Annotated in this window: 23 protein-coding genes; 17 read left to right on the plus strand and 6 right to left on the minus strand. The window is 62.7% G+C overall.

Going from position 1 to position 25,506, the window contains the following annotated elements; all coding sequences use genetic code 11:
• Positions 1-2: 2 nt before the first annotated feature.
• The 4 genes from AC1DWZ_RS12305 to AC1DWZ_RS12320 all read right to left on the minus strand — a co-directional run bounded on the left by AC1DWZ_RS12305 (position 3) and on the right by AC1DWZ_RS12320 (position 3,777).
• A complete protein-coding gene (locus tag AC1DWZ_RS12305; RefSeq protein WP_477169183.1) occupies positions 3-665 on the minus strand; it encodes a DUF2889 domain-containing protein in 663 nt (220 codons plus the stop codon).
• Positions 662-1,981, minus strand: coding sequence for an HlyC/CorC family transporter (locus AC1DWZ_RS12310; RefSeq protein ID WP_477169184.1), 1,320 nt, complete (start codon positions 1,979-1,981; stop codon positions 662-664). Before AC1DWZ_RS12310 ends, AC1DWZ_RS12305 begins: the two co-directional genes overlap by 4 nt.
• A gap of 63 nt (positions 1,982-2,044) precedes the next feature.
• Entirely contained in the window at positions 2,045-3,181 is a 1,137-nt protein-coding gene (gene aroB, locus AC1DWZ_RS12315) for a 3-dehydroquinate synthase (RefSeq protein WP_477169185.1), read from the minus strand.
• Entirely contained in the window at positions 3,178-3,777 is a 600-nt protein-coding gene (locus AC1DWZ_RS12320) for a shikimate kinase (RefSeq protein ID WP_477169186.1), read from the minus strand. Before AC1DWZ_RS12320 ends, aroB begins: the two co-directional genes overlap by 4 nt.
• 369 nt (positions 3,778-4,146) lie before the next feature.
• On the opposite strand from AC1DWZ_RS12320, the gene AC1DWZ_RS12325 reads away from it, so the two are divergent.
• The 12 genes from AC1DWZ_RS12325 to AC1DWZ_RS12380 all read left to right on the plus strand — a co-directional run bounded on the left by AC1DWZ_RS12325 (position 4,147) and on the right by AC1DWZ_RS12380 (position 14,390).
• Positions 4,147-4,290, plus strand: coding sequence for a hypothetical protein (locus AC1DWZ_RS12325; RefSeq protein WP_477169187.1), 144 nt, complete (start codon positions 4,147-4,149; stop codon positions 4,288-4,290).
• Positions 4,268-6,133 carry a hypothetical protein gene (locus AC1DWZ_RS12330; RefSeq protein ID WP_477169188.1) on the plus strand — a complete coding sequence of 622 codons (1,866 nt, stop codon included), beginning with the start codon at positions 4,268-4,270 and terminating at the stop codon, positions 6,131-6,133. The genes AC1DWZ_RS12325 and AC1DWZ_RS12330 overlap by 23 nt, the downstream gene beginning before the upstream one ends.
• Positions 6,130-7,083 (plus strand): site-specific tyrosine recombinase XerD, encoded by a 954-nt coding sequence (gene xerD, locus AC1DWZ_RS12335; protein WP_477169189.1) that lies wholly within the window; start codon positions 6,130-6,132, stop codon positions 7,081-7,083. The genes AC1DWZ_RS12330 and xerD overlap by 4 nt, the downstream gene beginning before the upstream one ends.
• Before the next feature lie 154 nt (positions 7,084-7,237).
• Complete coding sequence (locus AC1DWZ_RS12340) at positions 7,238-8,218, plus strand: HpcH/HpaI aldolase/citrate lyase family protein (RefSeq protein ID WP_477169190.1); 981 nt, start codon at positions 7,238-7,240, stop codon at positions 8,216-8,218.
• 45 nt (positions 8,219-8,263) lie between these two features.
• Positions 8,264-9,223, plus strand: a complete 960-nt coding sequence (locus AC1DWZ_RS12345) for an acetyl-CoA carboxylase carboxyltransferase subunit alpha (protein WP_477169191.1) — start codon at positions 8,264-8,266, stop codon at positions 9,221-9,223.
• 7 nt (positions 9,224-9,230) lie between these two features.
• On the plus strand, positions 9,231-9,593 hold the full coding sequence (locus AC1DWZ_RS12350) for an EF-hand domain-containing protein (RefSeq protein WP_477169192.1): 363 nt from the start codon (positions 9,231-9,233) through the stop codon (positions 9,591-9,593).
• A 124-nt stretch (positions 9,594-9,717) separates the two neighbouring features.
• Positions 9,718-10,365 (plus strand): hypothetical protein, encoded by a 648-nt coding sequence (locus AC1DWZ_RS12355; protein WP_477169193.1) that lies wholly within the window; start codon positions 9,718-9,720, stop codon positions 10,363-10,365.
• A 120-nt stretch (positions 10,366-10,485) separates the two neighbouring features.
• Positions 10,486-11,094: an RNA polymerase sigma factor gene (locus AC1DWZ_RS12360; protein WP_477169194.1), complete on the plus strand. Its 609-nt coding sequence runs from the start codon at positions 10,486-10,488 to the stop codon at positions 11,092-11,094.
• A complete protein-coding gene (locus AC1DWZ_RS12365; protein WP_477169195.1) occupies positions 11,091-11,384 on the plus strand; it encodes a hypothetical protein in 294 nt (97 codons plus the stop codon). The genes AC1DWZ_RS12360 and AC1DWZ_RS12365 overlap by 4 nt, the downstream gene beginning before the upstream one ends.
• Positions 11,384-11,827: a periplasmic heavy metal sensor gene (locus AC1DWZ_RS12370; RefSeq protein ID WP_477169196.1), complete on the plus strand. Its 444-nt coding sequence runs from the start codon at positions 11,384-11,386 to the stop codon at positions 11,825-11,827. The genes AC1DWZ_RS12365 and AC1DWZ_RS12370 overlap by 1 nt, the downstream gene beginning before the upstream one ends.
• A gap of 34 nt (positions 11,828-11,861) precedes the next feature.
• Positions 11,862-13,199 carry a DUF1800 domain-containing protein gene (locus AC1DWZ_RS12375; RefSeq protein WP_477169197.1) on the plus strand — a complete coding sequence of 446 codons (1,338 nt, stop codon included), beginning with the start codon at positions 11,862-11,864 and terminating at the stop codon, positions 13,197-13,199.
• Positions 13,200-13,202: 3 nt separating this feature from the next.
• Positions 13,203-14,390, plus strand: coding sequence for a DUF1501 domain-containing protein (locus tag AC1DWZ_RS12380; RefSeq protein WP_477169198.1), 1,188 nt, complete (start codon positions 13,203-13,205; stop codon positions 14,388-14,390).
• A gap of 2 nt (positions 14,391-14,392) precedes the next feature.
• Here AC1DWZ_RS12380 and AC1DWZ_RS12385 read toward each other — a convergent pair whose 3' ends face one another.
• Complete coding sequence (locus AC1DWZ_RS12385) at positions 14,393-17,947, minus strand: indolepyruvate ferredoxin oxidoreductase family protein (RefSeq protein ID WP_477169199.1); 3,555 nt, start codon at positions 17,945-17,947, stop codon at positions 14,393-14,395.
• 173 nt (positions 17,948-18,120) lie between these two features.
• On the opposite strand from AC1DWZ_RS12385, the gene AC1DWZ_RS12390 reads away from it, so the two are divergent.
• The 3 genes from AC1DWZ_RS12390 to AC1DWZ_RS12400 are packed head-to-tail and all read left to right on the plus strand — an operon-like array spanning position 18,121 to position 21,013.
• Complete coding sequence (locus tag AC1DWZ_RS12390) at positions 18,121-18,837, plus strand: DUF1345 domain-containing protein (RefSeq protein WP_477169200.1); 717 nt, start codon at positions 18,121-18,123, stop codon at positions 18,835-18,837.
• Positions 18,834-20,288 carry a phenylacetate--CoA ligase family protein gene (locus AC1DWZ_RS12395; RefSeq protein ID WP_477169201.1) on the plus strand — a complete coding sequence of 485 codons (1,455 nt, stop codon included), beginning with the start codon at positions 18,834-18,836 and terminating at the stop codon, positions 20,286-20,288. The genes AC1DWZ_RS12390 and AC1DWZ_RS12395 overlap by 4 nt, the downstream gene beginning before the upstream one ends.
• A complete protein-coding gene (locus AC1DWZ_RS12400; RefSeq protein ID WP_477169202.1) occupies positions 20,285-21,013 on the plus strand; it encodes a hypothetical protein in 729 nt (242 codons plus the stop codon). Before AC1DWZ_RS12395 ends, AC1DWZ_RS12400 begins: the two co-directional genes overlap by 4 nt.
• Here AC1DWZ_RS12400 and AC1DWZ_RS12405 read toward each other — a convergent pair.
• Positions 21,010-22,800, minus strand: coding sequence for an AMP-dependent synthetase/ligase (locus AC1DWZ_RS12405; protein WP_477169203.1), 1,791 nt, complete (start codon positions 22,798-22,800; stop codon positions 21,010-21,012). The two genes, AC1DWZ_RS12400 and AC1DWZ_RS12405, sit on opposite strands and share 4 nt — an antisense overlap.
• A gap of 107 nt (positions 22,801-22,907) precedes the next feature.
• On the opposite strand from AC1DWZ_RS12405, the gene AC1DWZ_RS12410 reads away from it, so the two are divergent.
• Both AC1DWZ_RS12410 and AC1DWZ_RS12415 read left to right on the plus strand, forming a co-directional pair.
• On the plus strand, positions 22,908-24,710 hold the full coding sequence (locus tag AC1DWZ_RS12410; protein ID WP_477169204.1) for a M3 family oligoendopeptidase: 1,803 nt from the start codon (positions 22,908-22,910) through the stop codon (positions 24,708-24,710).
• Positions 24,707-25,447 (plus strand): hypothetical protein, encoded by a 741-nt coding sequence (locus tag AC1DWZ_RS12415; protein ID WP_477169205.1) that lies wholly within the window; start codon positions 24,707-24,709, stop codon positions 25,445-25,447. Before AC1DWZ_RS12410 ends, AC1DWZ_RS12415 begins: the two co-directional genes overlap by 4 nt.
• Positions 25,448-25,506: the final 59 nt, after the last annotated feature.

The following is a 25,506-nucleotide window of genomic DNA, read 5'->3' on the forward strand; positions in this document are numbered from 1 at the left end:
GGTCAGTCGGGTTTTTTACTGTCCGCAACCGGCTGATAAAATTGCGGCCAATGCGCCTTGACGACCTCGCCGTCACTGGCCAGGGCATGGCAAGTGTCCAGGAAGGCAGGGCGTTTTGCGGGCATTGAACCGGCCGGTGGGTCTTCGCTCCTAGGATGACCTGCCTCGCGCCCGGCATCGCGTTTGGCCTTTTCGCGATAGCCAAAGATCGTCTGGAAGGCGACCGTGCCCATGGCGCGCAGCATTTCGACGTGATGCGTACAGCCATGCGTCCCGGTGAAATTGTCGCGGAGCGCTCGCGACCAGCCTTTGGCGACGGTGGTGCCCTTCAAGGCATCAAAGGCCGGCGTGATATCACCGCAGATTGCAAAGGGCGAGGCAGCGGTGACGACGGCAATGTCCTGCACCACGAAACGATCATCGAGGGTCAGGCGGATGCGCATGTCATGGACCGGATCGCCCACCTCCACCATCCCTCGCCAATCGTTGGGAAAGGCATAGTCCTTGGTGTCGACCATGCGGCCTTCGATGTCGAACAGCCCATCGGCGCGGCGATAGCCGCGGAAATCATAGCGACGGGTGTGGAGCGCTTCCCGCGCTGCCGGTTCGGGCAGATCTTGGAGAGGCAGATGTTGCTGGGCCAGGTTTTGCCGGGACGTGGTCATGCGGCACGCCCCCGGGTGCGATCACCGGCCGGCTCGGGGCTGCCGGCACCGGGTTCCGCGGGCGGCGTCACCTTGAGGCGCGTCAGCTGGTTGCGCTGCCGCTCCAGGATCTCGAAGCGGAAGCCGAAGAACACGAACACCTGGCCGGGCGAGGGGATCTGCTGCGCCTCATGCAGGACCAGGCCGGCGATGGTTGATGCCTCCTCGTCCGGCAGCCGCCAGCCGAATTCGCGGTTGAGGTCGCGGATGGTGACGGTGCCGTCCATTTCCAGGCTGCCGTCCGGCTGCAACTGCACCCCTTCGACCTTGATGTCATGCTCGTCCGAAATATCGCCGACGATCTCCTCGAGAATATCCTCCAAGGTCACGATGCCCATGAGCGCGCCATATTCATCGACCACAATGGCAAAATGCTCACGCCGGCTGCGGAAAGCTTCGAGCTGCGCCAGCAGATTGGTCTGGTCGGGGATGAACCAGGGCGGTGAGGCCAGCGCCAGGATATCGAGCCCGTCGAGCTTCCACTGATTGGCCTGGATCGCCCGCAGCAAGGCCTTGGCATGGAGCACGCCGATGATGTTGTCGGGTTGGCCGCGATAGAGCGGCAGGCGCGTATGCGGGCTCTGCAGTACTTCGGCCACCATCGTTTCAGCCGGCTGGTCGGCATTGATCATGGTCATGTTGCGCCGGTGCACCATGATGTCGGAAACCGGCACATCCTCGAGATCGAGGATCGAATGCAGCATCTGGCCAGCTTCGCGGATCTCCTCGTCGGCACCGGCATGGAGTGCGATGGCGCCGCGCAGTTCCTCGATCCGCTCCTCGGCGCCGGGTTCGTTGATGACCTTCACGCCGAACAGCCGCAGGATGCCGCTGCAGATCAGCTGCGTCACATGGGTAATGGGACTGGTGATGCGCACCAGTGTTAGGACCATCGGTGCCAGCGTAAGGGCGGAACGATCAGCATGGTTGATGGCAAAGGTCTTCGGCAGCACTTCGCCCAGCACGAAGATCAACACTGTTGCCGAAATACCGGCATAGACGGCGCCGGCATCCCCGAAATAGATCGCAAAAATCTGCGCCGACAGAATGGCGATGAAACTGTTCACGGCGGCACTGCCGAGCAGGATGGTGCCGATCACCTGCTCCATGCGGCTGCGCAGGGTGTTGACCACGATGGCGCGCTTGAAGCCCTGGTTGGAGAGTGTGAGCATGCGGGCCTTGGAGACAGCGGTGAGGGCGGTCTCGGATCCGGCAAAGAAGGCGGAACACACGACGAGGGCGATCAGAGCAACGAGGTTCAACAGGATCGAATCCATCTTCGTCCCCAAATGCCGTGGAAAATGCTGCTCTGCGACCGTCCCAGACTACACGGTGCCGGATCAGGCCGCGATGGCCGTTTCCAGCACGGCCGCAACCTGGCTCAAATCGACATAGGCGGGATGGAAAGTTTTCCCGATGCCCCGTGCCAGCACGAAGCCGACACGGCCATCCTTCACCTTCTTGTCGCGGCCCATATGTTCAATCAGGCGCTCGGCCGACCAGAAGCGGCCCTGCACCGAGCCCGGCGCCGTGGGCAGGCCGACGCTCGCCATATGACGCTGGACGCGGGCGGCATCCGCTGCGGGGCACAGGCCCAGGGTCACCGAAAGATCGAAGGCCATGATCATGCCGATGGCGACGCCTTCGCCGTGCAGCAGCTCGTCGGTGAAGCCGCATTCTGCTTCCAGCGCATGGCCGAATGTGTGGCCGAGATTGAGGAGGGCGCGGGCGCCGCTCTCGCGTTCATCGGCGCCGACAATGCGGGCCTTGGCGCGGCAGGCAACGCCGATTGCGTGGCGCCGTGCAGCCTCGTCGCCCTCGATGACGTCGATGCCATTGGCTTCCAGCCAGCTGAAGAAATCCGGCTCGTCGATGAGCCCGTACTTCACCACCTCGGCATAGCCCGCCAGCAGTTCACGGCGGTTGAGCGTATCCAGTGTCGCGGTATCGGCCAGCACCAGGCGTGGCTGATAGAAGGCGCCGACCAGATTTTTGCCATGCGGCGTGTTGATGCCGGTCTTGCCGCCCACCGACGAATCCACCTGGGCGAGGAGGGTCGTAGGCACCTGGATGAAATCGATGCCGCGCAGCGTGATCGCGGCCACGAAGCCGGTCAAATCGCCGATGACGCCCCCACCCAGGGCAATGAGCGTGGTGCCGCGCTCGACCTTCATGTCGAGCAGCAGGGCGGTGAGGCGTTCAACCTCGGCAAAGCTCTTGGTGGCTTCGCCGGCCGGCATGATGATGCTGTCGACCTTGATGCCGGCTTGGGTCAGCGCATGCTCCAGCGCCTCAAGATGCAGCTTTGCCACGTTGGCGTCGGTGATGATGACGACATGGCGCTTGGCGAGCAGCGGCAGAACATGTTCGCCAGCCGCGGCAATGAGGCCTCGGCCAATGAGGATGTCATAGCTGCGCTCGCCCAAATCGACGCGCAGGCGATCCGGCTTCGAACGGTCTATCTGCGGCGCGTTCATGGCGCGCTGCCTGGCGCGCGATTGAGATATTCGTGCAGCGCTTCCATGACCTTGCCCAGCGTCACTTCCGGCGGGCCATCGGCGCTGTCGACGATGACGTCTGCTTCGGCATAAAACGGATGCCGCAGGTCGATGAGTTCGGCGAGCTTCGCGCGTGGGTCGACATTCTGCAGCAATGGCCGGTCGTTGCGGCGTGAGACACGCTTGAGCAACAAATCGAGATCGGCGCGGATCCAGATGGACAGGCCCCGCTCCTTGACCATGGCACGCGTCGTCGGGTCGACAAAGGCACCGCCGCCGGTCGCCAGCACATGGACCGGATTGCCGAGCAGGCGCTGAATCACCCGGCGCTCGCCATCGCGGAATGCCTTCTCGCCATGCAGGCTGAAAATATCGGGGATGGAGCAGCCGGCCGCCGTCTCGATCTCGCGATCGGCATCGACGAAGGGCAGGCCGAGATGACTGCCCAGCCGCTTGCCGATGCAGCTCTTGCCGGCACCCATCAGGCCCACCAGCACGATTGGCCGCCTAATCTTGGCCAGGACCTCCTGGCCGAACACCTTGTCGAGGGCGCGATCGCTGTTGTCGCGCGGCATCGCCCGGGGATTTCCGGAGCTGCTGGAGGCACTGCTATCTTGAACCGTTTCGACCATTCGGCGTGGGTATCAGGCGCTTGGCCCCCCCGTCAAGGTTTGGCCGTCAAGGTTTGGCCGTCAAGGCCGGCTGCCAAGTACCGGGCTAAGTCTCCAACCCTGCTCCCGACCCAAGTCCTGGGGTGCTCCGGCCAGCCGTCACAGCCTTGTGACCGCCCGACGGGGGCAAAATATGCGTTAGTATTTGAACTAGCATTCGAATCCAGCGCTGTGGCATGGTGCGCCTGATCCAGCCGCCGGTTCCGGTCCATGCCGTCGGCCATCTTTCGTCACATCGTTGCGGGCAATCGTTAAGCGGTTGATATTTCAGACATGAGCAAGCCACTCCTCAGCCTTCTCGGCATCGTCATCCTGGTCCTCGCAGGGGGGATCGTTTTCCTTGGCACCTACAAGCTGCCGGCCCCCACGCAACAGGTGGAATTGCAGATCCCGAATGACCGGCTTTCGCTGCAATAGCCCCATCGCCCAAATACAGGGCCTGCGCAGGCCGCACGTAACCGGGGCTGTCCTGGGCGCCGGCCTTCTGATCGCAGCGTCCTTCTCTCCCACCTGGGCCTTGTCCGGCGACCCCACGCCTTTGGGTGTTCCGCTGCCCCCGGCCAATCCTGCCCCGGCTACGCCAGCCCCCGGTGCACCGGTCCCACCGCCTTCCGGTGGCATCGAAGCGGCGCCCTTGCCGCCGGCGCAGCCTTTGCCGCCCGCCGAACCCTTGCCGCAACCAGGTGTTGGGGCCACCCAGCCCTTGCCGGGTGCCGCCCCGGCGCCGGCCGCTGCCGCACCTGCTGCCGCTCAGTTGGACGCCAGCAATGGCGGCTTCGGTCCGGATCTCTGGCAGGGCTCCGAAGTTTCGCGCCTGATGGGCCTCATCCCGAAGCTGCCGGCACCGGTCGGCGTGCCGGCCTTGAGCGATTTGCAGCGCCGCCTGCTGATGTCGGCCGCACCCAGTGCCGGTGCCACTGCCGCTGTCGATCCGCTGACGCCCATTCGTGCCGACAAGCTCCATCAGATGGGTTTCAACGACGACGCGATCGGTCTCACGCAAGGCGTGCCGATGACCGGCCCGATGGATCCCCAGGAAGCGGTCGAGAAGGCACTGCTCGCCAACGATACCAGCGGCGCCTGCCAGCAGGTCGACGGCATCCAGGCGCGGGGCGAGGCGCCCAGCCTGTTCTTCCGCCGCGCCGTCATCTTCTGCCAGATCATGCGCCAGCAGAACGATCCCGCTTCGCTTGGCCTCGATCTCCTGCGGGAACGCAACGACGCCGACCCTGCGACCAAGGACTTCCTCGCCCTTGCGGCACTTGCCAATGGCGAGACCAAGCGCGTGCCCAAATCCGTGGCGGCGCCTGACCCGCTCAATGTGGCCCTGATGAAGACTGTCGGCATGCCGGCGCCGGGCGCCGTGGGCGCCGCGCCCGTGGTGCCGGTTGGCGCCGGTGGGTCCGTGATGATCGCGCGCGACGCCGGCCGACCATTGCCGGAGCGCGTGGCGGCCGCCGAGCAGGCGTTCAAACTGGGCCTCATTCCGGCACAAGAATTGGGCGACTTGTATTTACAAGTGCCAGCTGGAAACGCCGATCCGGCGACCGCCATCGGCATGAGCGACACGGTCGAATTGCGTGCCCAGCTCTATCAGGCCGCCTATCGTGGTGGCGTGCCGGCGGCGAAGGCCCGGGTGATCGACGCCGCCCTCAAGAAAGCCCGCCAGCGGGGCGATTATCTCAACCAGGCGCAGCTTTACGGCCCCCTGGCGCGCGGTATCGCGCCGGCCCACGAACTCTCCTGGTTCGCGCCGGAAGCGGCGCGGTTGATGTTTGTCACCGGTCAGGCCGACAAAGGCGGTTACTGGCTCAACACGGTTGCCGCCAATCAGGGGGCCTTCAAGGCACCGGGTGAAAAGGAAGGCCTCGACCTCCTGGGACGCGTGGCCGGCCTGCCGGGTAGCGGCGATCCGGTCGCTGCCTGGGCCAAGGCCAGCGGCACCACCAATCCCCGCATCGAACTCCTTTATGCCTTGCTCTCCGGCCTTAACCAGCCGGTGGCGTCCGCTGTCGCCGGTGGCTTTCAGGCAGCCCCCATCATCGTCCTGGGATCACCCAGCGCCGAGATCGTGGCGGCGGCTTCCGGCAAACGGAAGGGTGAGACCATCACGCTGTCCCTCATTGGCATCGGGGGCGATCGCGCCATTGCTGCCGATCCAGCGACCTTGGGGACCGCCTTGCGCAGCTTGACCGATCTGGGGTTGGAGGCGGATTCGCGCCGCATTGCCCGCGAAATCGCCGTCCTTGCCGGCCTGTGACACAAGAAGCGGCGCTTGGCGCCTTCTTCGAGATGCTGGCGGCGGAACGCAATGCCGCCGCCAATACCCTTGCCGCCTATCGCCGCGATCTTGAGGACGCCGCCGTCTTTCTGAACAAGCGGCGGACCGGCCTTGGGGCCGCTGGCTCCGATGATCTGCGGGCCTATCTCGGCCATCTTGCCGATCATGATCTTTCCCCCCGCACCCAGGCGCGGCGGCTCTCGGCCTTGCGACAATTCTACCGCTTCCTGGTCGAGGACGGCCGGCGCAAGGATGATCCCACGGCGGCACTCGATGCACCCAAGCTCGGCCGCCCGCTGCCCAAGCTGCTCTCCGAAGCGGAGATGGAAGCGCTGATCGATATCTGCCGCAGTCTGGATGGCGCGGAAGGTGTGCGGCTGCTCGCCATGATCGAGCTGCTTTATGCGACGGGCCTCCGGGTCAGCGAACTGGTCAAGATGCCGGTTGCCGTCATGTTGCGAGACCAACCTTTCCTGACCGTGCGTGGCAAGGGCGGCAAGGAGCGGCTGGTGCCGCTCAACCCGCCCGCCAAGGCGGCGCTCAGCGCCTATCTGGCCTTGCGGGGCCGCTTTCTGGCCGAGGGCACCACCTCGCCCTTCCTGTTCCCCTCGCGGGGCAAGGAAGGGCACCTCACGCGCCAGCGTTTCGGGCAGTTGCTGAAGGAGATCGGTCTCAAGGCCGGAATCGACCCCGCCCGCATCTCGCCCCATGTCTTGAGGCATGCATTTGCGACGCATTTGCTGGACCATGGGGCCGATCTGCGGAGCCTGCAGAAGATGCTGGGGCATGCCGATATCGCTACCACGCAGATCTATACCCATGTGCAGCAGGAACGCCTCAAGACCCTGGTCGAGGCCCACCACCCCCTTGCCAAACTCGGTGCCAAACCTGGGGCCGGAACAAGCAAAATCACACGGACCAAGCGTTAATCCAGCCAAACGCGTGAATTTCCGGTATTCCAGGTCCTGCGCGGCCAAAGAATGCCGTTTCCGGCACAGGCATTGTGCAGCGCAAAGGCAAGGATTGACAGCAGCCCGACCCCCGGGCCAATAACAAGTCAACCACTGGGCAGGAATTGAAAAGATGAGCTTCAAGATCGTCGAGCAGGCCCCCGCGCGTCTCAACCGCAGCGAACTGGCCGTCCCTGGGTCTCAGCCACAACTCTTTGAAAAAGCAGCGAAGTCTGAAGCTGACGTGATTTTCCTTGACCTTGAGGACGCGGTCGCCCCCGACGATAAGGCGCAGGCCCGCAAGAATATCATCCAGGCGCTTCACGACATCGATTGGGGCACCAAGCAGATGTCGGTCCGCATCAACGGCCTCGACACCCATTTCATGTACCGCGACGTGGTCGACGTGATCGAGCAGGGCGGCGAGCGCCTCGACCTCATCATGATTCCGAAAGTGGGCACGCCTGAGGACGTCTATGCCGTCGACATGCTGGTCACGCAATGCGAGGCCGCGGTCGGGCGCAAGAAGCGTATCGGCTTCGAGATGATCATCGAAACGGCGCTCGGTATGCAGAATGTCCACGCCATTTCGGCGGCGTCCAAGCGCAATGAAAGCCTGCATTTCGGCGTTGCCGATTACGCGGCGTCGACCAAGGCCAAGACCACCAATATCGGCGGCGCCAACCCGGCCTATTCGGTCCTGACCGACAAGGACGAGAAAGGCGGGCGCGACGTGCATTGGGGTGACATGTGGCACTACGCCATCGCCCGCATGGTGGTGGCCGCGCGCGCCAATGGCTTGCGCCCGGTCGATGGTCCGTTTGGCGATTTCGGCGATGCCGATGGCTACCGGGCTGCCGGTGGCCGGGCCAATGTGCTGGGGTGTGAGGGAAAATGGGCCATCCATCCCTCCCAGATCGGCATGGCCAACGAGCTGTTCAGCCCTGCCGCGGCCGAAGTCACCAAGGCCGAGCGTATCCTGGAAGCCATGGCCCAGGCGCAGAAGGAAGGCAAAGGGGCAGTTTCCCTTGACGGCCGCCTGATCGATTTGGCTTCTATCCGCCAGGCCGAGGTGCTACTTGCCAAGGCACGACAGATTTCGGGCGCCAAGTAACGGGCCGACAGACCCCGGGCGCTGCCCAAGGAGATAAGTGAGAGAATGGCGACCTACCTCGAATTCGAGAAGCCGATTGCTGAGTTGGACGGCAAGATTGCTGAACTCAAGCATGTGGCCACCGGCGGTGACATCAACATCGCCGAAGAAGTCGCCAAACTGCAGAGCAAGACCGACAAGCTGCTGAAGGCCACTTATGCCAAGCTCACCGCCTGGCAGAAGACGCTGGTGGCGCGGCATCCGGAACGGCCCCATTTCCGTGACTATGTCGCGGCGCTGGTGACCGATTTCGTGCCGCTCGCCGGCGACCGGGCCTTTGCCGATGATCGTGCCATCCAGGGCGGCCTCGGCCGTTTCCGCGGCCGCCCGGTGGTGATCATGGGCCATGAAAAAGGCAACGATACGCAAAGCCGTGTCCGCCACAATTTCGGCATGGCGAAGCCTGAAGGCTATCGCAAGGCCATCCGCCTGATGGAACTGGCTGACCGCTTCCAACTGCCGGTCATCACGCTGGTGGATACGCCGGGCGCCTATCCGGGTGTCGAAGCGGAAGCGCGCGGGCAGGCCGAGGCCATCGCGCGGTCGATCGAAACCTGCCTTAAGCTCAAGGTGCCCCTGGTCTCGGCCATCATTGGCGAGGGCGGGTCCGGTGGCGCCATCGCGCTGGCTGCTGCCAACCACATCATCATGCTGGAACATTCGGTCTATTCCGTGATCTCGCCGGAAGGCTGTGCCTCGATCCTGTGGCGGAGTGCCGAGCAGGCGAAGGATGCAGCCGAGGCGCTGAAGCTCACGGCGGAAGATCTGAAGCAATTGGGTGTCATCGACGAGATCGTGGCGGAGCCCTTGGGTGGCGCCCATCGCGCACGCGGCGAAACAGCGGCGCGTCTTGGCGATGCCATCGAGGCAGCGTTGGTGAAGTTCGACAATCAGCCGGGCGACGATATTCGCGGCGATCGCCGCCAGAAATTCCTGGATATGGGTCGGCAGGGCTTGAATGCCTGATCGGCCGATGCGCCATCTTAAAAAATCGCTGGTGGTTCTTTTGCTGTCGGTTGGCTTTGCACCCGCTGCCGCGGCACAGGACGATTCATTCATGCCTGGTGTCATCGGCGCCGAGCAAGGCATGTCCGGTATCGATTTCGATTCCGCCCGCATGAGCTTCTTCAACCAGGCGGACGTCAACGGCGATCTGGCATTGTCGCCTGACGAGATGAGCCAGGCCATGGCCCATGGCGGGTCGCGCCTGTTCCAGGGCCAGGACATCGACGGCGACGGGTTGATGACCCTCGATGAATATATGCAAAGCGGCAACGATCTGTTCCAGAGCCTGGATACGGATGGCGACGGGGTGCTGAGCTCCGGCGAGATGTAGGCGCCGAGCCCTACGGGGCTGGCGCGTAGTGTCGCGCAGGGCCGCCGCGCAGGGTATGGCGCGGGTCGCCGTGTAACGTCATGAAGGGGCTGCATTGGCAGCGCCACGTGACGGAGACCCTAGAATGAAAAATTCCAATCGGCTCATGCTGTTGGGCGGCGTTGTCGGCCTGATGCTGACGGCTGCAGCGCCCGTTTTTGCGGATTTGGGCGGCCCTGGCATGGGCTTCTGGCCGAATGCCGATACCAACAAGGATGGCGGCATCGATCGCGCCGAATTCGACGCCGAGCGCGCTGCGCATTTCAAGACGGTTGATGCGAATGGCGATGGTGTCATCAGTGCAGACGAGATGAAGACATTCCGTGATGCCATGCATGCCAAAATGGAAGGCAAGCAGGGCGATATGGGCGCCAAGTTCCTGAAGCGCTTCGATGCCGACGCAGACGGCAAGGTGACAGAGGCTGAATGGCCGAAGAAGGGTCGCATGACCTTTGCCGAAGCTGATGCGAACAAGGATGGCGCGGTGACGGCTGACGAATTGGCCAAGATGCGTCCGCCCCATGACGGCAAACTGAAGGATGGCAAAGACGGCCTTGCCCGCCTCGATAACGACAAGGACGGCAAAGTCTCGCTGGCCGAGTGGAACGCCCTTGGCGACAAGATGTTTGCGCGCATGGATGACAATGGCGATGGCAAGATCGTCAAGGACGAATTGCCCAAGCACCATAAGGGCGATGGCCCCCAGGATGATGACGCACCGGTCTTGCCTTGAACCTGGATAGTTAGAAGGCTGGGTTGGTAAAGGGCTGGCACGATGCACGATGGCATGGCCATAATCGCCGCTCGGAACGGTCCCGATAGACGTATCGGGACCGGAGTGGCGGGAGTTGTCTTGATAGACCAGAAGCACGCGCAACAGGATGTGCCGGACATTGCGGCCCCAGGTACGGCAGCCAGCAAGGCGGCGGACGATGACGATCGCCTGATGACCGGCATCGCCGCCGGCGACAAAACCGCCTTTGCGCAATTGATGGAACGGCATCTCTCGCGCGTGTTCTCGTTGGCGCTGCGCGTCACCGGTTCGCGTGCCGATGCCGAGGATGCGGCCCAGGAAGCGTTCACCCGGGCCTGGCGCAAGGCGGAAAGCTGGCGGCCGGGCGAGGCAAAGTTTTCGACCTGGCTTTACCGGGTGACGATGAACCTCTGTATCGACACGCGCCGCAAGCCGCGCGCCGAACAGCTGGATCCGGATTTGCCGGTGGTGGACCCGACGCCTGGTGCCGAAGCGGTGCTGCTGGCGCATGAGCAGGAAGTGCGGGTGCGCACGGCCATGGCGGAGCTGCCCGAACGACAGCGCGAAGCGATGACGCTTTGCTACACGCTGGGCCTCAGCAACGCCGAAGCTGCGGCGACCATGGAGATTTCGTTGAAGGCTTATGAATCGCTGCTGGTGCGGGCAAAGCGGGATATCCGCGCCAGGTTGGAAGGATCGGATCGATGACACAGAAAATGCGGGATGACGAGTTCGAAGGATTGCTGGGACGCGCATTGCGTCTGGAGGCAGCACCTACCGGATTGCAGCAGCGCCTCCTTCATCAGCGCCAAGCGGCGGGGCGTGGTTCCTGGCTGGTGGCCTTCGTGTCGCCGGCGCGGATGGCGGCGAGTGCGGCCATCCTGTCGCTGATGATGGGCTTTGCGCTCGGTTGGGGCAATTCGACGGCGTCGGCGGATGAGCAGGATCTGGACATCACGTCCGTGCTTTACGCCGCCAATGATGTTGGAGATTTCTGATGACCATTTCCGGCGCCAAGGCAAAATGGCTGCTGGGCGGGGCGATCGTCTCGCTCTGTCTCAATCTGTTCCTGGTGGGTGGCATGATAGCCGGCCGCATGCACGGGCCGATGGGCGGTCCGGAAGGCAGGGGCGGCATGATCATGGCGACTGTGCCGCCGGATCTTAAACCGATCATCCGCGAGAAGCTGAAGGATCGCGGGCCGGAATTCAAGGCAGCACGCGACAATATCCGGACGATCAAGGTGCAGGTGGCCGATGCGCTGGCAGCCGAGCCTTTTGATTCAGCGAAGTTCGACGCGGCACTGGCCGAGCTGGAACAATCGGCGGGCACGATCCTCCATTTGTCGCAGCAGGGCCTTTCCGAAATTGCGGCAGAGCTGACGCCAGAACAACGCCATGAATGGGCCGAAGGCTGGCGCCAGATGGGGCCGCGCCCGTAAAAATCTCGCACCTCTCAAAACCGAGGAGAGTGATGTGGTTGACCTCGCTGTCATCGCCGCCAACCGGTTTGGGCTTGGCGCGCGGCCGGGCGATCTGCAGGCGATCGGCGGCGACCCGAAAGGGTGGCTGCGTGCGCAGATCGTGGCCGAACCGTCATTGCCGGCCAGCCTTGCAGCACGGCCGGATGTGGCGCAGCGGCTGACGCAACTCCTGGCGCAACTCCCCGATCTCAAGGCCAAGAAGGCCGATGATGCCGCCAAGCTGCAATTGCGTGCTGCCTTGCGCACGCTCTATCTCGATGATGTGAGTGCACGCCTTGCGGCACAGATCGGGACAGCCGTGCCGTTCCAGGAACGACTGGTACAATTCTGGTCCAATCATTTCACGGTTTCCGGCACGCGGCCGCAATTGATCGGCTTGCTCGGCGCCTATGAACAGGCGGCGATCCGGCCGCATATTTTCGGCCGCTTTGCCGACCTGCTGCGTGCTGCCACTCTCCATCCAGTGATGTTGCTTTATCTCGACAATGCGAAATCCGTGGGGGCGCATTCGCGGCTGGGTGCCAAGCGGGACAAGGGGCTCAACGAGAATCTCGCCCGCGAACTGATGGAGCTTCATACGCTGGGCGTCGACGGTGGCTACACTCAGGACGATGTGCGTGCGCTCGCCAACATTCTCACCGGCTGGACGATCCGGCCGAAGAATGCGGGCGAGGGTACCGTCTTCGTGCCGGCTCTGCATGAACCGGGTTCCAAGACTTTGCTGGGTCGCACCTATGCGGAGGCCGGCGCCGATGAGGCGGCGCACGCGATCGATGATCTCGCCCGGCATCCGGCGACGGCCAAGTTCATTGCAACCAAGCTCGCGCGCCATTTTGCGGCGGATGAGCCGCCGGCTGCTTTGGTGGCAGCATTGGCCGAAAGCTATCGGCAAACCGACGGCGATCTCGCAGTGCTTTATCGGATTCTGATCGACCGGCCGGAGGCGTGGGCTGCGGGGCCTGGCAAGATGCGATCGCCCAACGATTGGGTGGTGGCGCTGCTGCGCGGCTTCGGCACGACCCAGGCCTTGCCCGGCGAGCGGATCGTTGCGGCCTTGAAAACCCTTGGGCAGCAGCCCTTCTTTGCACCGTCGCCAGCTGGCTGGCCGGATCAGGATGCGGCCTGGCTGGCGCCTGAATCGCTGATGGCGCGGGTGGAGTTTGCGCGCGCTTCGGCGGACCGCGCGGGCGATATCGAGCCCGTCAGATTTCTGAACGATGTCGCTGGCCGGGATATCGACACGGCAACCGTGTTCCAGGTGCGCAATGCTGCGAGCCGCCCGGAGGGTGTTGCGCTGGCCCTGCTGTCACCAGAATTCCTGAGGAGATAGGTTATGCTGTCGCGTCGCCATCTTCTGCGTCTCGGTGCTCTCACGACCTTCTCGGCGGTGCCGCTGCGGCTCGCCTTCGCCAGTGCCGAGATGGAGCAGCGCCTGGTGGTGATCATGCTGCGCGGCGCCATGGATGGGCTTCATGCCGTGCCGCCGGTCGGTGACCGGGATTACCGTGCGTTGCGCGGTGCGCTGGCATTGCCGGAACCCGGGGCCGCCGAAGGCACATTGCCGCTCGACGGCCAGTTTGCGTTGCATCCGTCGCTCCCGACCATCAAGCGGCTCTACGATACGCGCGAAGCTGCGGTGGTGCATGCTGTGGCAACGCCCTATCGCGACCGTTCGCATTTCGATGGCCAGGATCTGCTGGAGAATGGCTCCACGCAGCCCCATGGCCTTGCCGATGGCTGGCTCAATCGTCTGCTGCCGTTGCTGCCTGGTGGTGGCGAACGGCGGCTGGGGCTGGCGCTGGGGGCGGAGATTCCGCTCATCCTCCGCGGGAACCAGGAGGTTGCGTCCTGGGCGCCGGATGCCCTGCCGGCGGCCAGTGACGATTTCCTGGAGCGGGTCGCCGCGATGTACGGCAAGGCGCCGGATCTGTCGCGTGCGCTTGCCGTGGCGCTTGAGTCACAAGCGATGGCAGCGGATATCGGCAGCACGGGTGCTGGTCCGGGGCGGCGGCAAAGTGCAGCGATGGCTGCGGTCGCGGCCAAGATGCTGTCGCAGCCGGATGGGCCGCGCATTGCCGTGATGGATGTCCCAGGCTGGGATACGCATAGCGGGCAGGGCTTGGCGCAAGGCCGCATGGCGCAGGCCCTGGGGCAGCTTGACGGGGCGATCGCTGCTCTTCACGAAAATCTGGGCGCGTATTGGCAGCAGACGATTGTCCTGACACTGACCGAGTTCGGCCGCACCGCCGTCCCGAACGGATCCGGCGGCACCGATCACGGCACTGGATCGGCGGCCTTCGTCCTGGGCGGTGCTGTCGATGGCGGGAAGATGCACGGTACCTGGCCGGGCCTGGCGCCCAACCAACTCTATCAGGGGCGTGATCTTGCCCCGACCACGGATTTGCGTGCCGTTATCATGGGCGTGCTGATACCGCACCTTGGGCTTGGGCAAGCTGTGCTTGGCACCAAGGTTTTTCCCGGTGCCGATACGGCGCCGCTCACCGGTCTGGTGCGCGCCTAGATCTATTCCGCCGCTTGGTGGCGCCCGCTGGTGGAGGCTGGTTTGGGTGTGCGGAACTTCGTGAGGAGTGCTGCCTGCTGCGTCGCCACCCGTGCCATCGCGGCTTCTTTCACATGGCCATAGCCACGGATTTGTTCGGGCAGCTCGGCGATGGCAACTGCCGTCGCGTGGTTGGCTGCGGTCAGGTTGGCCAGCAGATCGACAATCAGTATTTCGTAATCTTCAATCAGCTGTCGCTCCGCCTGACGCTCGGCGCTCCTGCCGAAGATGTCGAAGGCTGTCCCGCGCAGGCCTTTCAGCTTGGCGAGCAGGCTGAATGCCCAGAGCATGCGCGGGCCGAACTCCTGCTTCTTGAGATGGCCGGTCGCAGGATCGCGCTTGGCGATGATCGGCGGCGCCAGATGGAAGTGGAGCTTGAAATCACCCTCGAAACGGTCGCTTATGTCCTGCGCGAAGCGGCCATCGGTATAGAGCCGCGCTACTTCATATTCGTCCTTGTAAGAGAGCAGCTTGGCGTAACTCCAGGCAACCGCCCGTGCCAGGGCATCGCTGCCAGGCTTTATCTCCTGCTCGGCGGCGAGCACCCGGTCGACGAATTTCCGATAGCGCTGCGCCAAGGCGATATTCTGATAGGCGGTCAGGTGCCGCATGCGGTGCGCCAGGATATTGTCGAGCGAGACCGGCGCTGGTGTCGCGGTATGGAGGGGCTTGGCAGCCTGCGCCACAGCCACCGGATCGATCGCCGCTTGCCGCCCCCAGGCAAAGGCCTGGCGGTTGCTCTCGACCGAGACGGCATTAAGGCCGATGGCCTGGTCGATGGCGGCGGCACCCACCGGAATGAGGCCGCGCTGATAGGCAAAGCCCAGCATGAACAGGTTGGTGGCGATGGAATCACCGAGAAGGGCGGTCGCGATCTGTGTCGCATCGATGAACTCGATGGCGCCGCTGCCGACCGCCTTGGTCAGGATCTGCTGCAATTGCGGGCCCGGGAATTGCCAGTCCGCATCGCGGGTGAAATCACCGGTCGCGATCTCGTGGGTGTTGACCAGTGCCTTGGTGCGGCCGGCATCGAGCTTGGCCAACGCATCGAACGAGGTCGAGACCACGATGTCGCAGCCGAGCAGCAGATCGGCATTGCCCGCCGCGATGCGCGTCGCAAAGATGTCGTCCGGCTTCGCGGCGAGGCGCACATGGCTGAAAACAGCGCCGCCCTTCTGCGCCAGGCCGGCCATGTCCATCACTGAACAGCCCTTGCCTTCGAGATGCGCCGCCATGCCGAGAAGCGCGCCGATGGTGACGATGCCCGTCCCGCCCACGCCGGTGACGACGATATTATAGGGCCGGTCCAGGGCCGGCTGCGTTGGTTCCGGGAAGTTGGTCGCGTCCAGGATCTTCGGGCGCGGCTGGCGCAATTTGCCGCCATGCACGGTCACGAAGCTGGGGCAGAAACCCTCGACGCAGGAAAAATCCTTGTTGCAGCTCGATTGGTCGATCTGCCGCTTGCGACCGAAGGCGGTCTCGGCAGGTGCTATGGCGACGCAGTTCGAGACCTTGCCGCAATCACCGCAGCCTTCGCAGACACGTTCGTTGATGAAGGCGCGCTTGGGCGGGTCGACCATCAGCTTGCGCTTGCGCCGGCGGCGTTTTTCCGCTGCACAGGTCTGGTCGAAGATGAGGACCGTGACGCCCGGCGTCTCGCGCAGCTGGCGCTGCAGGGTATCCAACTGGTCACGATGGCCGATGCTGGTGCCGGCCGGGAACTGATTGTCGCTGCCATATTTGTCCGGCTCGTCGCTGAGGATCGCCACGCGCCCGACACCTTCGGCCGCCACCTGCTGTGCCACCATGGCAACCGACAGCGGCCCATCCATCGGCTGGCCGCCGGTCATGGCGACGGCATCGTTGAACAGGATCTTGAAGGTGATGTTGACCTTGGCCGCAATCGCGGCACGGATGGCGAGCAGGCCGGAATGGTAATAGGTGCCGTCGCCCATGTTCTGGAAAACATGCTCGGTCTTCGAGAACGGCGCCTGGCCGATCCAGGTCGCACCCTCGCCGCCCATCTGGGTGAAGGTCGTGGTGTTGCGGTCCATCCACTGCGCCATGAAATGGCAACCGATGCCGGCCAAGGCGCGGCTGCCATCCGGTACTTTGGTTGAACTGTTGTGCGGACAGCCGGCGCAGAAATAGGCGATGCGCTTGATCGGTGGTGCGAAGTTCTTCAGCGCCTCCTCCTTCGCATCGAGAAATTTGAGGCGTTCGGTGATGCGCTGGCTGGTCATGAAGCGTGCGATGCGCTTGGCTATGACACGGGCGATGCGGGCTGGTGTCAGTTCGTCGGCGGAAGGGAGAATCCATTCACCACCTTCGTCGAATTTACCGATGACGCGCGGGCGGACATTCTCATTCCAGTTATAGAGCTGTTCCTTGAGCTGGTTCTCGATGAGCGCACGCTTCTCCTCGACCACCAGGATTTCTTCGAGGCCTTCGGCAAACTGGCGGATGCCATCGCGCTCCAGCGGCCAGGTCATGCCGACCTTGTAGAGCGAGAGGCCGATCTCGCGGGCATAATCCTCGTCGATGCCGATATCTTCCAGCGCCTGGCGCACATCGAGATAGGATTTGCCGCAGGTGACGATGCCAAAGCGCCGCTTCGGTCCGTCGATCATCGCCTGGTTGAGCTTGTTGGCGCGAGCATAGGCCAAGGCCGCATAGAGCTTGTATTTGTGAAGCCGCATCTCCTGTTCCAGCGCCTGGGTGGTGGCGAAGGGCGAAGCTGGCATGCGGATGTTGAGCCCATCCGCGGGCATGTCGAAATCGGTCGGGATCGTGACGGCAAAGCGGTCTGGATCGACCGAGACCGAGCCGGAGCTTTCGGCGGTGTCGGAGACGACTTTGAGTGCCACCCAGCAGCCGGAGTAGCGCGACATGGCCCAGCCATGGAGACCGTAATCGAGGATCTCCTGGACGCCCGAGGGATTGAGCACCGGGATGCCCGCATCCATGAAGGCGTATTCGCTCTGATGCGCGGTGGTAGAGGATTTGCAGGTGTGGTCATCACCAGCCAGCAGCAGGACGCCGCCATGCTTGGCCGAGCCCGCGAGATTGCCATGCCGCAGCACATCGCCGCTGCGGTCGACGCCGGGTCCCTTGGCGTACCACATGGCAAAGACGCCATCATATTTGCTGTCGCCAAAGAGGTCGGTCTGCTGGCTGCCCCAGATCGCGGTTGCGGCCAGATCTTCGTTCACGCCGGGTTGGAAATGGATGTGGTGCCGGTCGAGGAAGGTTTGCGCCTGGCCCAGCGAAAGATCGATCCCGCCCAACGGCGAGCCGCGATAGCCGGTGATGTAGCAGGCGGTGTTGAGCTTGGCGCGTTCGTCGCGGCGGCGCTGCATCATGGGGAGGCGCACCAGGGCCTGCAGCCCGGTCAGGTAAATGCGCCCGGCATCGATTTCGTATTTGTCGTCGAGCGACACGGTGGCGAGTTTGGTCAAGGAAGCGGCCTCCACACCCAAAGATGGGGCTTCTAATGGCCCGTTTCCAGCGACGATCATCCGATTCAGCTTTCTTGTCCAGGGGCTTGGAGGGCGTTTGGCAAACTAGTTCGATTTGGTCGCCGGCCGGTCGCGTGATAGCTTGAAATTGCGTTTTCGACAGTTGAAATCGCACAAGAATTGTTGCTGCATTGCGGCGAATGTCGCGGCAATGAAGGTGGAGCGGTTCCGGCATGGCGTCAAAGAGTGCAAAGCAGGCCGACAAATCAAGGGATGGACTGGGCCTGCATCTGATGGCGCGGCAGCGCCTGCTAGCCGGCGGCCTGGCCGCGGGTTTCGCCTATGCCCTCCTGTACGCGCTGGGATATGCCGGCTCGCTTTATCTGGCGCTGTCCTGGGATTTTGGCATTGCGGTCTATCTCATCCTCTCCTGGGCCATGATGCTGCGCTCGACCACGGCGCATCTGGCGCGGCGCGCCCGCCAGCTGGATATCAGCCTGGGTGAGATTGTCGGCCTCACCGTCCTTGCCGCCACCTTCAGCCTGATTGCCGCGGCGCGCGTGCTGGGTGCTGCCCGCGCACTGGGCGGTGCGGATGCCTCGCTCTACTTGGTCGCCGGTGTTGGTACGATCATTCTCTCCTGGTTCTTCGTTCACACGCTATTTGCCATCCATTATGCCCATGAATTCCATGATGAGGACCGCCTGCAGCGCGGCAAGCCCAAGGGCGGGCTCAATTTCCCGGGCGAAGCGCTGCCGGACTATTGGGACTTCGTTTATTTCGCCGCGGTCATCGCCATGACCTGCCAGGTCTCCGACGTCACCATCGACCGCCGCGCCATGCGCCATCTGGTGACAGCCCATGGAATCATCAGTTTCTTTCTCAACACGGTCATCGTGGCGCTCGCTGTTGGTGTCGCCGCGGGCCTCATTCCAGGGCAAGGCTCATGAAGGCGCGCGATGATTTCATGAATGCATCGCTGGACGCCTTGTTGCACACCGGCGTGACTGGCGATGGCTTCGCCGAGGCGCTGATGCTGTTCAACGATGTGGCACGCGAGGTCCCGGCCTATGGCGCCCTGCTGAAAGAGCTTGATATCGACCCCGCCGGCATTCAGACCAAAGCCGATTTTGCGCGATTGCCCCTGCTCGACAAGGCCAATTACATCCGTCGTTTTTCGCAGGATGAGCTGGTCATGGGCGGCGATAGAGGGCGGGGTGATTTTTATGCCGTCTCCTCAGGGTCGACCGGCGAGCCCACTTTCTGGCCACGATCGGCAATGGACGAATATCCGGTGGCTGTACGATTCGAGCAAGTGTTCCGCGACGCTTTCAAAGCTCATGAACGCAAGACCCTCGCCGTGGTGTGCTTTGCCATGGGTACGTGGGTCGGTGGGATGTTCACCACCTTCTGCCTGCGGGCGCTCGCTGAGAAGGGCTACCGGTTGATGATTGTGACACCCGGCAACAAGCCGGATGAAATCCTGCGCAATGTCGAACGGCTGGCACCGGATTTTGAGCAGACGGTGCTGCTGGGCTACCCACCTTTCCTGAAGGAGGTTATCGATGCCGGCCGCGCACGCGGTCTCGATTGGGGACGGTTCAACCTGTGTCTGGTGCTGGCCGGCGAGGTATTCAGCGAGACCTGGCGCGAACTGGTGGCGGAACGGGCAGGGGTGAGCGACCTCTCCGCCTTCGCAGCATCTCTCTATGGCACAGCGGATGCGGGGGTGCTCGCCCAGGAGACACCGTTCTCGGTCGCGGTCCGCCGTTTCCTGAGCGCGCGGCCTGACCTCGCCAAGGATATCTTCGGCGAGACACGACTCCCCACACTCTGCCAATACGATCCTACCAACCGCTATTTCGAGGTCATCGACGGCACGCTGGCCTTCTCCGGCGACAATGGCGTGCCGCTCATCCGCTATCACATCGCCGATCGCGGTGGGATCCTTCCCTATGATGACATGCTGGCAAAGCTGAAGGCGGCGGGTTTCGAGATACCGGCCGGCACACATCGCCGCCAGCCCTTCGTCTGGGTCTTTGGCCGTGCCAATTTCACCATCTCTTATTTCGGCGCGAATATCTTTCCGGAAACGGTGAGCCTAGGATTGGAACAGCCAGCTGTGCGCGGCTTTGTGACCGGCAAGTTCGTGATGGAAGTGAAGGAGGGGTTGACCGGCAAGCCGGCCTTCGCACTGGCGGTCGAGTTGGCCGAGAAAGTGCCGCCATCGGACGCCATCGCCGAGGCGATTGCGTCTTCTGTTCTTGGTATTCTGAAGAAATTGAACAGTGAATTTGCCAATTATGTCCCCGCGGAACTACAGCAGCCAGCCGTGACGCTGCATGCGCTCGGTGATCCGGGATATTTTCCGGTCGGCGTCAAGCACCGCTACAGCAGATGAAGAAGGGCGACATAGCACCCATGGTGACTGAGAAGAGACTGCCATTGCGGCTGGTGCCGCGCCGTACGCGGGTCATGATCAGGCTGGCCTTCATCCTGACTTGGTGCGGTTTCACTTTCAGCATGTTCATGCCGCAGCTTTCCAGCATGTTCCGGCACGATTTGCCTTGGGAACGAGCGCCCTCAAATGGAGTGGGCCCCTTTGCTCTGATCTTTCTGGTGGTTGGGGTCGTCTTATTGGCCCGCTCTCTCATGGCGGCTCTGCCCAACAGTCCATTCCAATATCTGGAAATTGACGAGAAAGGTCTCACGCGACGGCGTTATAACAAAACCCAGCACATTGCCTGGAATGAGGTCGAGTGGATATCGATTGTCGAACGATGGCAAAGTCACGGCAGAACCCGCTCCCGACATTGGTGGGTTCTTGCAGAGAATGCAGCGAACCCTTTCCATGATGAGCCCAGTCGTCGCATCAATAGTGCTGCATTTGCGTATGATGCAAATGACTTCAAGCCGCTTATAGGTGGCGGTGAGGAGACCGCTGAACAGCTTGTGGAACTCTTGCGCGAAGGGTTGGCGAAATCTAAGGGAGGCGAGCCGATCATCATGCTGACCTTGCCACCGCTCTTGCACGGTCTGGCCGTTGAAATGCGGCCGCAATCACCAACAGGCAGAGTGCTTAGGAGCGATGACAGAAAGAAGCGTCGCAGCGTGATTGAACGCTAGCTGCGCTCGTACAGCTTCGCGATTGCCTGGCCCCATTTGTCGCGGATCTTGTGGCGCTTGATTTTCATGCTGGGGGTGAGCAGGCCGTTGTCGATGGTGAAGCCCTCCGGCAGCAAGGCGATGCGGCGGATCTTCTCGAGAGGCGAGAGGCTGCGGTTGACGCGGTCGACCACGGCGGCGAGAGTTTTGTGAAAGGCCGCGTTGCCAGCAAGCTCAGCAAGATCGGCGTTGGCGCCATTGGTTGCAGCCCAGTCGCGGGCGAACTCCTCGTCCGGCACGATCACGGCCACCAGATGCGGGTGCTTGTCGCCATGGACCATGGCTTGACCGATTTCCGGCTGCAGCACCAGAAAACCCTCGACCCGTGCCGGCGAGACATTGTCGCCACCGGACAGCACGATAATGTCCTTCTTGCGGTCGGTGATCTTGAGATAGCGGTCGCTGTCGAACTCGCCAATATCGCCGGTGTGCAGCCAGCCGTCGATGACCGTTTTGGCGCTGGCATCTGGATCGTGCCAATAGCCGTTCATCACGGCTTCGCCCTTCACCAATATTTCACCGTCCTCGGCGATGCGGGCCTCGAGCCCGTCGAAGATCGGCCCTACTGTATCAATCTTGATCTTGCTCGGCATGTTGGCGCTGATAACCGGGGATGCCTCGGTCTGGCCATAGCCCTGCAGCAGCCGCACGCCGAGCGCCAGGAAGAAAATTCCGATCTCGTAGTTGAGAGCTGCGCCACCAGAAACGAAGGCCTTCAAACGACCGCCAAAACGCTGCCGTACCTTTTTGCGCACCAGCACATCGCACGCTTTGTTGAGCACGCGTTCGGCCAAGGTGAGCGTGCCGGGATGTTCATAGGCCTTACGCCCCAGGCGATAAGCGAGCCAGAACAGTTTCTGCCGCAGCTTGGGCGCCTTGGTGAGGCCACGCAGGATCTTGGCATGCACCGCTTCATAGAGCCGCGGGACGGCGGTCATAATGGTGGGGCGCACTTCCGCCATATTGTCGACCAGTCGCTCGATGCTCTCGGCATACCAGATTTCGGCGCCAATCGAGATCGGCAGGAACTGGCCGGCAGTGTGTTCATAGGAATGCGAGAGCGGCAGGAAGGAGAGAAACCGGTCGTTGCCGAGGCCGACGTCGAGCAGCAGGCGATAAGCGCCTTTGATGTTACAGAGGATGGAGCCGTGGCTGAGCATGACCCCCTTCGGCACACCGCCGGTGCCAGACGTGTAGATGATGCAGCAGGTCTCGTGGCGCTTCAGCGCACTCAGGCGGTATTCGATCTCGGCATCGTTGTGGCCGCTCGCCATTGCTTCGGCCCAGGAATATTGCCGGAACGGCATCTGCGACGCTTTGTCCCGCGCATCCATGGAAATGAGGAACTGGAGGTCCGGCGCCTGCAGGGCCGCCGGCAGCAATCTGCCAGCGATCGTGCCGCCGGAGATGATGACGCCCTTGGCCCCACTATGGGTCAGGATATGGCGATGATCCTCGGAAGTGTTCGTGGCAAAGGCCGGGACGGTGAYGGCGCCGGCGCTCATGATGGCAAGGTCCGCGATGAGCCATTCCGGGCGGTTTTCCGCGACCAGCGCCACACGATCGCCAGGCATGATGCCGAGCGTCACCAGGCCCGCGGCCAAAGCCCGGATCTGGCGTGCGGTTTCCGCCCAATCGGCCGATTTCCAGGTGTCATCCTGCCGGTGATAGGTGAGGGGGCGGTTGCCCAGCTTGTCCGCCTGATCGAAGAACAAGCGGGGCAGGCTCGGAATCCGATCATAATCCATCTATCTGGCCACTCCCCCCGGTTTGCCGATGGACGCTTGGCGCGCCCGCCTAAATCCCCATATAAGGGGACCATGACGCAATCAAGCATGCGAGAGCGAGAAGAATTATGACTGCTGCACCTGCGAAAGCTGTGGATAAAGCGGATCTCGGCCCCTTGCCGAACTGGAATCTGGGCGATCTTTATGCCGGGACCAATGATCCTGCGCTGGAACGGGATTTGAAGGCCCTGGCCAGCCAGTCCGCCGAGTTCAAACGCGCCTATGAGGGGAAGCTCGCCGGCCTTGCGGGCGCCGATCTCCTGGCGTCGCTGCTGGCCTATGAGCGCATGCAGGATCTGGCTGGCCGTGTCGGCTCCTACGCCCAATTGGCCTATGCCGGCAACATGACCGACCCGGAACTGGCCCGCTTCCAGCAGAATATTTCCGAGCGCCTCAACCAGATCTCAGTCGAGACCTTGTTCTTCACGCTGGAGCTCAATCGCATCGAGGATGCCATCCTCGCCAAGCAGCTCACGCACAAGCCGCTGCAGCGCTATCAGCCCTGGCTCGACGCTGTGCGCTCGTTCCGGCCGCATCAGCTTTCCGACGAGGCAGAGCGGCTGCTGCATGAAAAATCGATCACCGGCCGCCAGGCCTGGAACCGCATGTTCGACGAAACCATGGCGGATCTGCGTTTCGACGTGAACGGTGAAAAGCTTACCAGCAACGAGGTTTTGAACCTGCTCACGGACCGCGATGGCGCCAAGCGCAAGGCGGCAGCGATGGGGCTTTCCAAGGGTCTCAAGGACAATCAGCGCACCTTTGCGCTCGTCACCAACACGTTGGCCAAGGACAAAGAAGTCGAAGATAAGTGGCGCAACTTTGCGCGCCCCGTTTCCTCGCGCAACCTTGCCAACCAGGTTGAGGACGAGGTGGTCGATGCGCTGGTGACGGCGGTGAAGGCCAGCTATCCGAAGCTCAGCCATCGTTATTACAAGCTCAAGGCGAAATGGATGGGCGTTGACGCCCTCGATTTCTGGGACCGCAACGCGCCTTTGCCGCGCGATGACGACCGGCTCATCCCCTGGGCGGAGGCGACCAAGAGTGTTCTCGACGCCTATCATGAATTCTCGCCGGAACTGGCCAAGGTCGGCAAACAGTTCTTCGACAAGAACTGGATCGACGCACCGTCACGTCCGGGCAAAGACCCGGGAGCGTTCGCGCATCCCACTGTGCCCTCGGCGCATCCCTATCTATTGCTCAATTATCATGGCCGCACGCGCGATGTGATGACGCTGGCCCATGAGCTGGGCCATGGTGTTCATCAGGTGCTGGCGGGACCGCAGGGTGCGCTCCTCGCCGACACGCCGCTCACCTTGGCGGAAACGGCATCAGTGTTCGGTGAAATGCTGACCTTCCAGTCGCTGCTGGCGCGCGAGAAGGACCCGGCCAAGCGCCGCATTCTCCTGGCCGGCAAGGTCGAGGACATGCTCAACACCGTCGTGCGCCAGATCGCCATGCATAATTTCGAGACCGTGCTGCATGCCGAACGCCGCAATGGCGAGGTGATGCCGGAGCGCATCGCCGAGATCTGGCTGGAGACACAGCGTGAGGCGCTGGGGAGCGGGATCAAGCTCGACAAGGACAGCGCATACGGTGTCTATTGGTCCTACATCCCGCACTTCATCCATGTACCCTTCTATGTCTATGCCTATGCGTTCGGCGACTGCCTGGTGAACTCGCTCTATGCGGTCTATCGCGGCGCCAATGAGGGCTTCGCTGAGAAGTATCTCGACATGCTGCGCGCTGGCGGTACCAAGCGGCACCAGGAATTGCTGGCACCGTTCGGCCTCAACGCGGCCGACCCTGCCTTCTGGTCGAAAGGGCTTGGTGTCGTCTCCGGCTTCATCGATGAGCTGGAGGCGATGTGAGCGCCAAGGCGCTGATCCCGCGCGAGTTCGAAGATATACTGACAGCTGCCGGCCGCCGCATCTTAAGCGGCAAGGCGGATATTTGCGGCGCCCTGGCTGACCCCAGGCGCCGCTTTCTTACCCTCGACGGCATGGTGGCCAAGAGCAAGGCGGAAGCAATGCGCCGTGTGCTCGAAGAGCATCTGCAGCCGCTGCTCTCGCCGATGAACGATCCCATTCCCCCGGAAACGATCTGGGAGATGAAGCATGATTATGAGGAATGGCTGCCAAAGACCGTGCGCGCCCAGACTGCCTATCTGGAGCGAAAGCGTGAGGCTTCCTACCGCCGCGCGGCGGAACTTGGATTGATCGATCTGTTGAGCTCGGAAAGTCTTGCTGTCTTTGCCGAACAATTGGCTGGCCGCAAGCTTGACCGCAAGAACGGACAGCAGACGCTCTGCTACGGTCAAGGCGATTATGCCGGCCCGCATAACGATCATCATCCCGAGAACAAGCGTGCGGCCCAGGGCTATCTTGATCTCCATCTGTCGCTTTCGTCAAAGACCGTCGATCACCAATATCTGGTCTATGCCAAGGCCGGGCATTTCACCGAAATGGTGCCGGTGCATGGATTAGGATTTCTCACCATCTACCGCCTGCCCTTCTGGCACTACACGACCCCGTTGCAGGCGAAGCCCGGCAAGGCCGACAGCGCGCGGCGCTGGGTGCTGTTGGCGACGTATTTGTACGCGAAATAGACAGGGGTACGTGTATTGGAATGCCGTCATCCCCGGGTTTGCTCCGGGGATCTGTCAGC

It is taken from the genome of Dongia sp. P2_B8, from assembly GCF_056404715.1.

Excerpts from the sequence above, each read along its gene's own strand:
- AC1DWZ_RS12395 (WP_477169201.1), top strand. The coding sequence starts at position 18,834 with ATGAAGGCGCGCGATGATTTCATGAATGCATCGCTGGACGCCTTGTTG.
- AC1DWZ_RS12340 (WP_477169190.1), top strand. The coding sequence starts at position 7,238 with ATGAGCTTCAAGATCGTCGAGCAGGCCCCCGCGCGTCTCAACCGCAGC.
- AC1DWZ_RS12390 (WP_477169200.1), top strand. The coding sequence starts at position 18,121 with ATGGCGTCAAAGAGTGCAAAGCAGGCCGACAAATCAAGGGATGGACTG.
- aroB (WP_477169185.1), bottom strand. The coding sequence starts at position 3,181 with ATGAACGCGCCGCAGATAGACCGTTCGAAGCCGGATCGCCTGCGCGTC.
- AC1DWZ_RS12345 (WP_477169191.1), top strand. The coding sequence starts at position 8,264 with ATGGCGACCTACCTCGAATTCGAGAAGCCGATTGCTGAGTTGGACGGC.
- AC1DWZ_RS12380 (WP_477169198.1), top strand. The coding sequence starts at position 13,203 with ATGCTGTCGCGTCGCCATCTTCTGCGTCTCGGTGCTCTCACGACCTTC.
- AC1DWZ_RS12350 (WP_477169192.1), top strand. The coding sequence starts at position 9,231 with ATGCGCCATCTTAAAAAATCGCTGGTGGTTCTTTTGCTGTCGGTTGGC.
- AC1DWZ_RS12305 (WP_477169183.1), bottom strand. The coding sequence starts at position 665 with ATGACCACGTCCCGGCAAAACCTGGCCCAGCAACATCTGCCTCTCCAA.
- AC1DWZ_RS12400 (WP_477169202.1), top strand. The coding sequence starts at position 20,285 with ATGAAGAAGGGCGACATAGCACCCATGGTGACTGAGAAGAGACTGCCA.
- AC1DWZ_RS12330 (WP_477169188.1), top strand. The coding sequence starts at position 4,268 with ATGACCGGCTTTCGCTGCAATAGCCCCATCGCCCAAATACAGGGCCTG.
- AC1DWZ_RS12320 (WP_477169186.1), bottom strand. The coding sequence starts at position 3,777 with ATGCCGCGCGACAACAGCGATCGCGCCCTCGACAAGGTGTTCGGCCAG.
- AC1DWZ_RS12365 (WP_477169195.1), top strand. The coding sequence starts at position 11,091 with ATGACACAGAAAATGCGGGATGACGAGTTCGAAGGATTGCTGGGACGC.
- AC1DWZ_RS12325 (WP_477169187.1), top strand. The coding sequence starts at position 4,147 with ATGAGCAAGCCACTCCTCAGCCTTCTCGGCATCGTCATCCTGGTCCTC.
- AC1DWZ_RS12385 (WP_477169199.1), bottom strand. The coding sequence starts at position 17,947 with ATGATCGTCGCTGGAAACGGGCCATTAGAAGCCCCATCTTTGGGTGTG.
- AC1DWZ_RS12370 (WP_477169196.1), top strand. The coding sequence starts at position 11,384 with ATGACCATTTCCGGCGCCAAGGCAAAATGGCTGCTGGGCGGGGCGATC.
- AC1DWZ_RS12310 (WP_477169184.1), bottom strand. The coding sequence starts at position 1,981 with ATGGATTCGATCCTGTTGAACCTCGTTGCTCTGATCGCCCTCGTCGTG.
- AC1DWZ_RS12355 (WP_477169193.1), top strand. The coding sequence starts at position 9,718 with ATGAAAAATTCCAATCGGCTCATGCTGTTGGGCGGCGTTGTCGGCCTG.
- AC1DWZ_RS12410 (WP_477169204.1), top strand. The coding sequence starts at position 22,908 with ATGACTGCTGCACCTGCGAAAGCTGTGGATAAAGCGGATCTCGGCCCC.